Origin of the sequence: Bradyrhizobium sp. UFLA01-814, from assembly GCF_046718885.1 — a bacterium.
In the GTDB taxonomy this organism is placed as follows: domain Bacteria; phylum Pseudomonadota; class Alphaproteobacteria; order Rhizobiales; family Xanthobacteraceae; genus Bradyrhizobium; species Bradyrhizobium elkanii.
This window is the reverse complement of record NZ_JAQOSR010000275.1, coordinates 1-6,787: the sequence shown is the minus strand read 5'-3', so window position 1 is coordinate 6,787 and position 6,787 is coordinate 1. Positions and strand designations below refer to the sequence as shown.

Here is a 6,787-nt window from a genome sequence, read left to right as displayed (position 1 = left end):
GAGATCACGGCGGGCTTTCTCAAGCATCGCGTCAAGGCGAACTGGAAGTTCATCCTGGAGAACGAGTGCGACGGCTATCACCCGGCCTTCGTGCACACCTCGATCTTCGGCGTCGCCGACAGCATGATCGGCAAACTCTATGGCGGCGCCTCGACCGCGCTGACGCGCGACTATGGCAACGGCCATACCGAGATCGACCTGCGGCCCGAGTTCCGCAAGCGCGATGCGCCGATGAGCTGGTTCGGCACCAGCGAGGACCGGCTGCCGGACTACACGGCGCGCATGAAGGCCGCCCATGGCGACACCGCAGCGCGGGAGATCATGATCGACGGCACGCCGCATGTGATGATCTTCCCGAACCTGTTCATCGCCGAGATCCAGATGTTCGTGATCCAGCCGCTCGGCGTCGACGACAGCGTGCAGCACGTCACCGCGTTGCAGTTCAAGGGCGCGCCCGATCTGAACCGAAGGCTGCGCCAGCAGACCATGGGCTCGGTCGGCCCGGCCGGCTTCCTGCTGGCGGATGATTCTGAAATGTACGAGCGCTGCCATCGCGGCGTGCTGGCGCGCAATCCGGAATGGATCTTCCTCGGCCGCGGCGAGAAGCGCGAGCGGCAGGATGAGCTCGGCTTCACGGTCGGCCACGTCACCGACGAGGTGCCGTCGCGCGGCATCTGGACCCATTATCGCAAGCTGATGGAGCCTAACTGATGCTGTCGCGCGAGAGCAGCGCCACGTTGATGAGCGCCATCACCGCCTTCCTCTATCGCGAGGCGCGGTTGCAGGACGAGCATCAATACGAGGCCTGGGAAAAGCTCTGGACCGACGACGGCGTCTATTGGGTGCCGGCCAACGGCGCCGACATCGATCCGGAACGGCATATGTCGATCATCTACGACAATCGCTCGCGGATCGCGCTGCGCGTCCGGCAGCTGATGACCGGCAAGCACTTCACCCAGACGCCGCAGTCGAACCTGCGCCGGCTGATCTCCAACATCGAATTGATGGACGAGCAGCCTGACGACGGCGACATGGCGGTCGCCAGCAACAGTCTCATTTTCGAGTCGAGCCTGCGCGACGACACGCTGTGGGCGGCGCGCAATGAATACCGGCTGCGCCATGTCGATGGCGAATTGCGGATGGCCGCCAAGAAAGTCATCCTCGTCAACAACGACAAGGCGATCTACACGCTGTCATTCCTGGTTTAGGAAAGGTCTCGCCATGATCGACAAGGGCCCCGTTCTGCTCGACATCACCGACGGCATCGCGCGGCTGCGGCTCAACCGCCCCGATGCTGCCAACGGCATGAGCGCCGAGCTGCTCCGTGCGCTGTGCGACGCCATCATGGTGTGTCACGGCCATCCGGATCTGCGCGTCGTGTTGCTGAGCGGCGAGGGCACGAACTTCTGCGCCGGCGGCGATGTCCGCGCCTTTGCCTCCAAGGGCGAGAAGCTGCCGGACTATATCCGGCAGGCCACTGCGTATTTGCAGAATGCGGTGACCGGGCTGCTGCGGCTGGAGGCGCCGGTCATATCATCGGTGCAGGGCTTTGCGGCCGGCGGCGGCGGCTTTGGCCTGGTCTGCGCTTCCGACATCGTAATCGCGGCGGAATCGGCAAAATTCCTCGCCGGCGCGACGCGGGTGGCGATGGCGCCGGATGCCGGTGTCTCCGTCACGCTGTCGCGGCTGGTCGGCCTGCGGCGGGCGATGTCGATCCTACTGACCAATCCGGTGATCCCGGCGGCCGAAGCGTTGCAGATGGGCATCGTCACCAGGGTCGTGCCCGATGCCGAACTCACCGAGGCATCGCTCGCGCTGGCCCGCGAGCTTGCGGCCGGCGCGCCGAAGGCACTGGCGGCGACCAAGCGGCTGGTCTGGGCCGGCACCGGCACCAGCATCGAGCAGTGCCTGTCGGAAGAGGCGCGCACCGTCGCCGAACTCTCGGGGATGGCCGATGCACGCGAAGGCCTCGCCGCGGTGATCGAGCGGCGCCAGCCTGTATTCACGGGGCGCTGAGGTGGCGACCTTGCCATTCGGACGTCTCGATGGCCGCCGCGCCTTCGTCTCCGGCGGCGCGCGGGGCATCGGTGCCGCGATTGTTCGCAGCTTTGCCGGCGCGGGCGCCAGGGTCGTGATCGCCGATCTCGATGTCGCCGCGGCCTCGGAGCTGGCGCGCGAGACCGGCGCTGATGTTGCAGGATTAGACGTCAGCGATGCCATGGCCGTGCAGGCTGTGATGGCGCAGGACGGCCCATTCGACATTGTCGTCAACAATGCCGGCGTCGATCAGCACGCCTTCTTCACCGATACCACGGCGGAGGATTGGGCGCGGCTGATCGCTGTCAATCTCACCTCGGTCTTGGCTTGCACCCACGCCGCGCTGCCGGCGATGCAGGCGGCGCGCTTTGGCCGCATCATCAACGTCACCTCGGAAGCGGCGCGGCTCGGCTCAAAAGGCGGTGCGGTCTACTCCGCGGCCAAGGGCGGCGTGATCTCGTTCACCCGGAGCATCGCGTGGGAAAATGCACGCTATGGCATTACCGCGAACGCGATCGCGCCGGGACCGATACGCACGCCGATGCTGGAGCAGGCGGTGGCAAAAGGCGGCGACAGGATCCTGCAGGCAATGACCGGTGCAACGCTGCTCGGCCGCCTCGGCGAGCCGGAGGAGGTCGCGGCTGCCGCGCTGTTCCTGGCTTCCGACCAGGCCGCCTATATCACCGGCGAGACGCTCGGCGTTTCCGGCGGCATGGGCATCGGCGGCTGAAATGGGCAGCGCGGACGACGATATCGCAATCACGCCGGTCGATCGCGCGATCGAGCGTTTGCGCGCGATCTATCGCGGCTGGACCCGTGATACGACCGTGGCGCAGATGCGCAGCGATTGGGACTTGGCTTTTGCCGGCTGCTCGGTGCCGGTGGCGCGCGAGCCCGTTTCCGCCGGCGGGGTCGACGGCGAATGGCTCGTGCCGTCGGATGCTCCGCGCGACAAAGCGGTCCTCTATTTTCACGGCGGCGGCTTCCGCATCGGCTCGATCGCCTCGCATCGCGACCTGGCCGCGCGGATCGCGGATGCATCCGGCTGCCAAGTGCTTTCGATCAACTATCGCCTGGCGCCGGAGCACCGGTTTCCGGCGGCGCTCGATGACGCAGTCGCTGCCTATCACTTTCTGCGCGATCAGGGCCTGCGTCCTGCCGATATTGCCTTCGCCGGGGACTCCGCCGGTGGCAATCTCGTGCTCGCTGCGATGCTCGCTGCGAGAGATCGCGGCCTACCGCTCCCCGCCGCCGGCGCGATGATGTCACCCTGGACCGATCTCACCGCGAGCGGCGCGAGCTATCAGAGCCGGGCCAAGGCCGATCCGATCCACCAGCGCGCGATGATCCTGGCGCTGGCGAAGAACTATCTCGGCAAGGACGGCGATGTCAGCGATCCCTTCGCTTCGCCGCTTTTTGCCGATCTCACCGGTCTGCCGCCGCTGCTGGTGCAGGTCGGCGACCGTGAGACCGTGCGCGACGATGCGACGGAACTGGCCGCACGGGCGAAGGCTGCCGGTATCGACGTCGAGCTGCAGGTGTGGGACGGCATGATCCACGTCTTCCAGATGTTCCCGGAGATTCCGCAGGCGCGAGAGGCGATCGCATCGCTGGCAGCTTTTTTGCGCAACCATCTTCACATCGGCCATGAGAGAGCGCCACAATGAACGTCATGACGTCGGATCCGCGCCAGCTCGCTGAGACCGAGTTCCACTTTTCGGAGCAGCCCAATCTGCCCGAGGAGCTGCGCATGCTGCGCGAGCAGGTGCGCCGCTTTGTCGAGAAGGAAGTGGTGCCGCATGCCGAGGCGTGGGAGCGCGACGGCAAGATCCCGCGCGAGATCTATCGCCGCATGGGCGCGCTCGGCTTTCTCGGCATGCGCCATGCAGCCGAATATGGCGGCACCGACATGGGGCCGCTGGCCTCGATGGTGTTCGCCGAAGAGCTGGGCCGGTCCAGCTTCGGCGGCTTCACCTCGTCGATCCTCGTGCATACCGACATGTCGGCGGTGCACATCTCCTTGCGCGGCACGCCGGAACAGAAGCAGAAGTATTTGCCGGCGATCATCCGCGGCGAGACAGTCTGCTCGATCGCGGTGACCGAGCCCGATGCGGGCTCCGACGTCGCTGGCCTGAAGACGCGGGCGCGGCGCGACGGCGATGTCTGGGTGATCAACGGCGCAAAGATGTTCATCACCAACGCGGTCTATGGCGACCTCCTGATCGTCGCCGCGCGGACCGATCCGCATGCCAAGGGCAGCCGCGGCATCTCGCTGTTCATCGTCGAGCGCAACACGCCGGGCATTTCGGCAACCAAGCTCGACAAGCACGGCTGGCTCTGCTCGGACACCGCCGAACTCGCGTTCCAGGACGTGCGCGTGCCGGCGGAGAACCTGCTCGGCGAGGAGAACAAGGGCTTCTATGGCATCATGGAGACCTTCCAGAACGAGCGCATCTGCATCGGCGGCATCTGCGCGGGGGAATCCGCCAAGGCGATCGAGCTGACGGCGAATTACGTGAAGACGCGGCAGGCGTTCGGCGGCCCGCTCTGGAATCAACAGGGCGTGCGGCTGAAGCTCGCCCAGCTTGCCGCGAAGGCGGCGGCGGCGCGGGCGCTGGCCTATCAGGCCGCCGAGCTCGCGGCGGCCGGGCAGGATTGCCTGCGTGAGGTCTCGATGGTGAAGGCGCTGTCGCCCGAGGTGCTGCATGAGGTCGTGCATGGCTGCCTGCAACTGCACGGCGGCTCAGGCTTCATGCGCGGCACTCCGATCGAGCGCATGGTGCGCGACGCCCGCGTGCTGACGATCGGCGGCGGTGCCACCGAGGTGATGCTGGAAGAAGTGGCGAAGCGGATGTGAACGCCTCGCCTGGAGCGGAAGCTGTCGACGCAGCCTTGTCCGCTCTTGCTGGAGAGTGCGCGCGTGCGCAACCGGGCTTGAATTCTTGTGATCTCCGGCTATGTGATTGCGGCAGGGACTGGAGACGGCAATGACATGCAGCCGGATACGGCCAGCGCGCGTCGACGAAGCCGAGGAACTGATCCAGATCGCGGTGCGCGCGACGATGCGCAGTGGTTATGACGACGCGGCCGTCGCTCGGTTCATGCCGGGACTGAAGGTCAATCCTGCGCTGATCGCGGCCGGACTGGTCTTTGTGGCCGAGGACGAGCAGGGGTCAGCGAGGCTACACGGCCTTGAGACCTACGGGCATGGGCGGCCTCATTCTGCTCGAAGGCATTTTTGTCGATCCGACATGCGCGCGGAGCGGCTTTGGTACGCGGCTTTTCGAGACCGCAGTACAACTGTCGAGAAAGATGGCAGGAAGTGTCATCCTGATTTATTCGAGCCCACGCGCAGTGGAATTCTACGACCGTCTCGGCGCCATCAAGATCGGCATGACGCCCTTCGTATTTTCGCCCGAGATTCAATTGTCCATGTTCGCGTTTACGATACCTGCCTCTTAGCTTGAAGGCCGGACCTGGCCGACCGTTTGCGACATGATCCCCGGCTTCAACCGCCAGTCCTCGCCGAAATCCGCGAGCGGATGGAAGAACAGCGGCTCGGTGGTTTCGATCTGCCGCAGCCGCTCGGCATAGCCGTCGAGATAGCGGTGCCGTGTCGCCTCGTCGACGAAATTCACCGAATACGACACAAACGGCGGCAGCACCTTGCAGCCGGCATAGGCGAGCATGCCGTTCTGGATCGGCCACAGCACCACATCGAGCGCGCCGACCAGCCCGTCGGGCGCGCACATGCCGGGATAGGCGGCGGTCGAGGTCACGACCATAGCGCGGCGGCCGTTGAGGCCGCCGGTGTCGTAGCGGCGGCCGCTGCCGTAAATTGCGCCGTTGACGAACACGCGGTCGATCCAGCCTTTCATGATGGCGGGGACGGAGAACCACCACAGCGGAAACTGCAGGATCAAGAGGTCGCACCACAGCAGCTTCTCGATCTCGGCGGCGATATCGCCGCTGAGCGCCCCGTGCTCCAGATTGTATTTCTGCTCGCGGTCATATTGCAGCCGGTCGGGAAACCGCCGCGCGCCAAAGTCTTCGGCGGTCGCCACCGGGTTGAAGCGCATGGCGTAGAGATCGGAGATCCTGACCGCGTGCCCGAGCGCGGTCAGTTCTGCCACCGACCGCGCCAGCAGTGCAGCGTTGAACGACTGCGCCTCCTGATGGGCAAAGACGATCAGGACCTTCATCTCTCTATTTCACCGGCTTGAAGCTGAGCGTCGCGGCGTCGGCCTGCATGATCTGCAGCTTCTGGTTGGAGAAGCGGACGCCGGGACCGAAGCTGATCGGCGCCATCACGCCGGTCTCGACATTCCTGGTCTTCTCCAGCTCCGAGATCGTGCAGGCCCAGGTCGGCTGCTTGCCGCAGCGCTCGATTGCCGCGATCAAGACCTTCGCGGCGGCATAGCCGGTCATGGTGTAGCGATTGATGCCCTTGAACTCGGCTTCCGACACCAGCGGCTTGGCCTTCTCCAGGAACGCCTTGCCCGCCTCGCCCGCGAACGGCTCGACATAGTCGACCGCGTAGATGCCGTCGCCGGCCGGACCCATCAGCTTCAGCACCGGTTCGATGCGGCCGGGCCAGAAGATGCCGGTCACCGGCTTGATGTTCAATTTCTCGAGTTCCTTTGTCATCGCGATGTTCTCGGCGATGATACCGCCGGCCAGGAACACCTCGGCGCCGGAATCCTTCAGCTGCAGCATGTCGGACGAGAAGTCCTGCTGGCCTTTCTTGTAG

At 65.3% G+C, this 6,787-nt stretch carries 9 protein-coding genes; 7 read left to right on the top strand and 2 right to left on the bottom strand.

Annotated features, from left to right (window positions below):
- The 7 genes from PMN64_RS41090 to PMN64_RS41060 form a co-directional block, all read left to right on the top strand.
- Window positions 1-711, top strand: a 711-nt coding sequence (locus PMN64_RS41090; protein ID WP_411784888.1) for an RHO alpha subunit C-terminal catalytic domain-containing protein, incomplete at its 5' end; no start/stop codon positions are given.
- Window positions 711-1,208: an aromatic-ring-hydroxylating dioxygenase subunit beta gene (locus PMN64_RS41085; protein ID WP_411784886.1), complete on the top strand. Its 498-nt coding sequence runs from the start codon at window positions 711-713 to the stop codon at window positions 1,206-1,208. The genes PMN64_RS41090 and PMN64_RS41085, both read left to right, overlap by 1 nt.
- A 13-nt stretch (window positions 1,209-1,221) precedes the next feature.
- A complete protein-coding gene (locus PMN64_RS41080) occupies window positions 1,222-2,016 on the top strand; it encodes an enoyl-CoA hydratase/isomerase family protein (protein ID WP_411784885.1) in 795 nt (264 codons plus the stop codon).
- A 1-nt stretch (window position 2,017) separates the two neighbouring features.
- Window positions 2,018-2,767, top strand: coding sequence for an SDR family NAD(P)-dependent oxidoreductase (locus tag PMN64_RS41075; protein ID WP_411784884.1), 750 nt, complete (start codon window positions 2,018-2,020; stop codon window positions 2,765-2,767).
- A 1-nt stretch (window position 2,768) separates the two neighbouring features.
- Entirely contained in the window at window positions 2,769-3,704 is a 936-nt protein-coding gene (locus PMN64_RS41070; RefSeq protein ID WP_411784883.1) for an alpha/beta hydrolase, read from the top strand.
- On the top strand, window positions 3,701-4,894 hold the full coding sequence (locus PMN64_RS41065) for an acyl-CoA dehydrogenase family protein (protein ID WP_411784882.1): 1,194 nt from the start codon (window positions 3,701-3,703) through the stop codon (window positions 4,892-4,894). The genes PMN64_RS41070 and PMN64_RS41065 overlap by 4 nt, the downstream gene beginning before the upstream one ends.
- 293 nt (window positions 4,895-5,187) lie before the next feature.
- Complete coding sequence (locus PMN64_RS41060; protein WP_411784880.1) at window positions 5,188-5,499, top strand: GNAT family N-acetyltransferase; 312 nt, start codon at window positions 5,188-5,190, stop codon at window positions 5,497-5,499.
- Here the strand turns inward: PMN64_RS41060 and PMN64_RS41055 are convergent.
- Together PMN64_RS41055 and PMN64_RS41050 are read right to left on the bottom strand one after the other, a co-directional pair.
- Entirely contained in the window at window positions 5,496-6,239 is a 744-nt protein-coding gene (locus PMN64_RS41055; RefSeq protein WP_411784879.1) for an NAD(P)H-dependent oxidoreductase, read from the bottom strand. The two genes, PMN64_RS41060 and PMN64_RS41055, sit on opposite strands and share 4 nt — an antisense overlap.
- 4 nt (window positions 6,240-6,243) lie before the next feature.
- On the bottom strand, window positions 6,244-6,787 hold a 544-nt coding region (locus PMN64_RS41050; protein ID WP_411784878.1), incomplete at its 5' end, for an ABC transporter substrate-binding protein.

Excerpts from the sequence above, each read along its gene's own strand:
- PMN64_RS41055 (WP_411784879.1), bottom strand. The coding sequence starts at position 6,239 with ATGAAGGTCCTGATCGTCTTTGCCCATCAGGAGGCGCAGTCGTTCAAC.
- PMN64_RS41085 (WP_411784886.1), top strand. The coding sequence starts at position 711 with ATGCTGTCGCGCGAGAGCAGCGCCACGTTGATGAGCGCCATCACCGCC.
- PMN64_RS41080 (WP_411784885.1), top strand. The coding sequence starts at position 1,222 with ATGATCGACAAGGGCCCCGTTCTGCTCGACATCACCGACGGCATCGCG.
- PMN64_RS41070 (WP_411784883.1), top strand. The coding sequence starts at position 2,769 with ATGGGCAGCGCGGACGACGATATCGCAATCACGCCGGTCGATCGCGCG.
- PMN64_RS41065 (WP_411784882.1), top strand. The coding sequence starts at position 3,701 with ATGAACGTCATGACGTCGGATCCGCGCCAGCTCGCTGAGACCGAGTTC.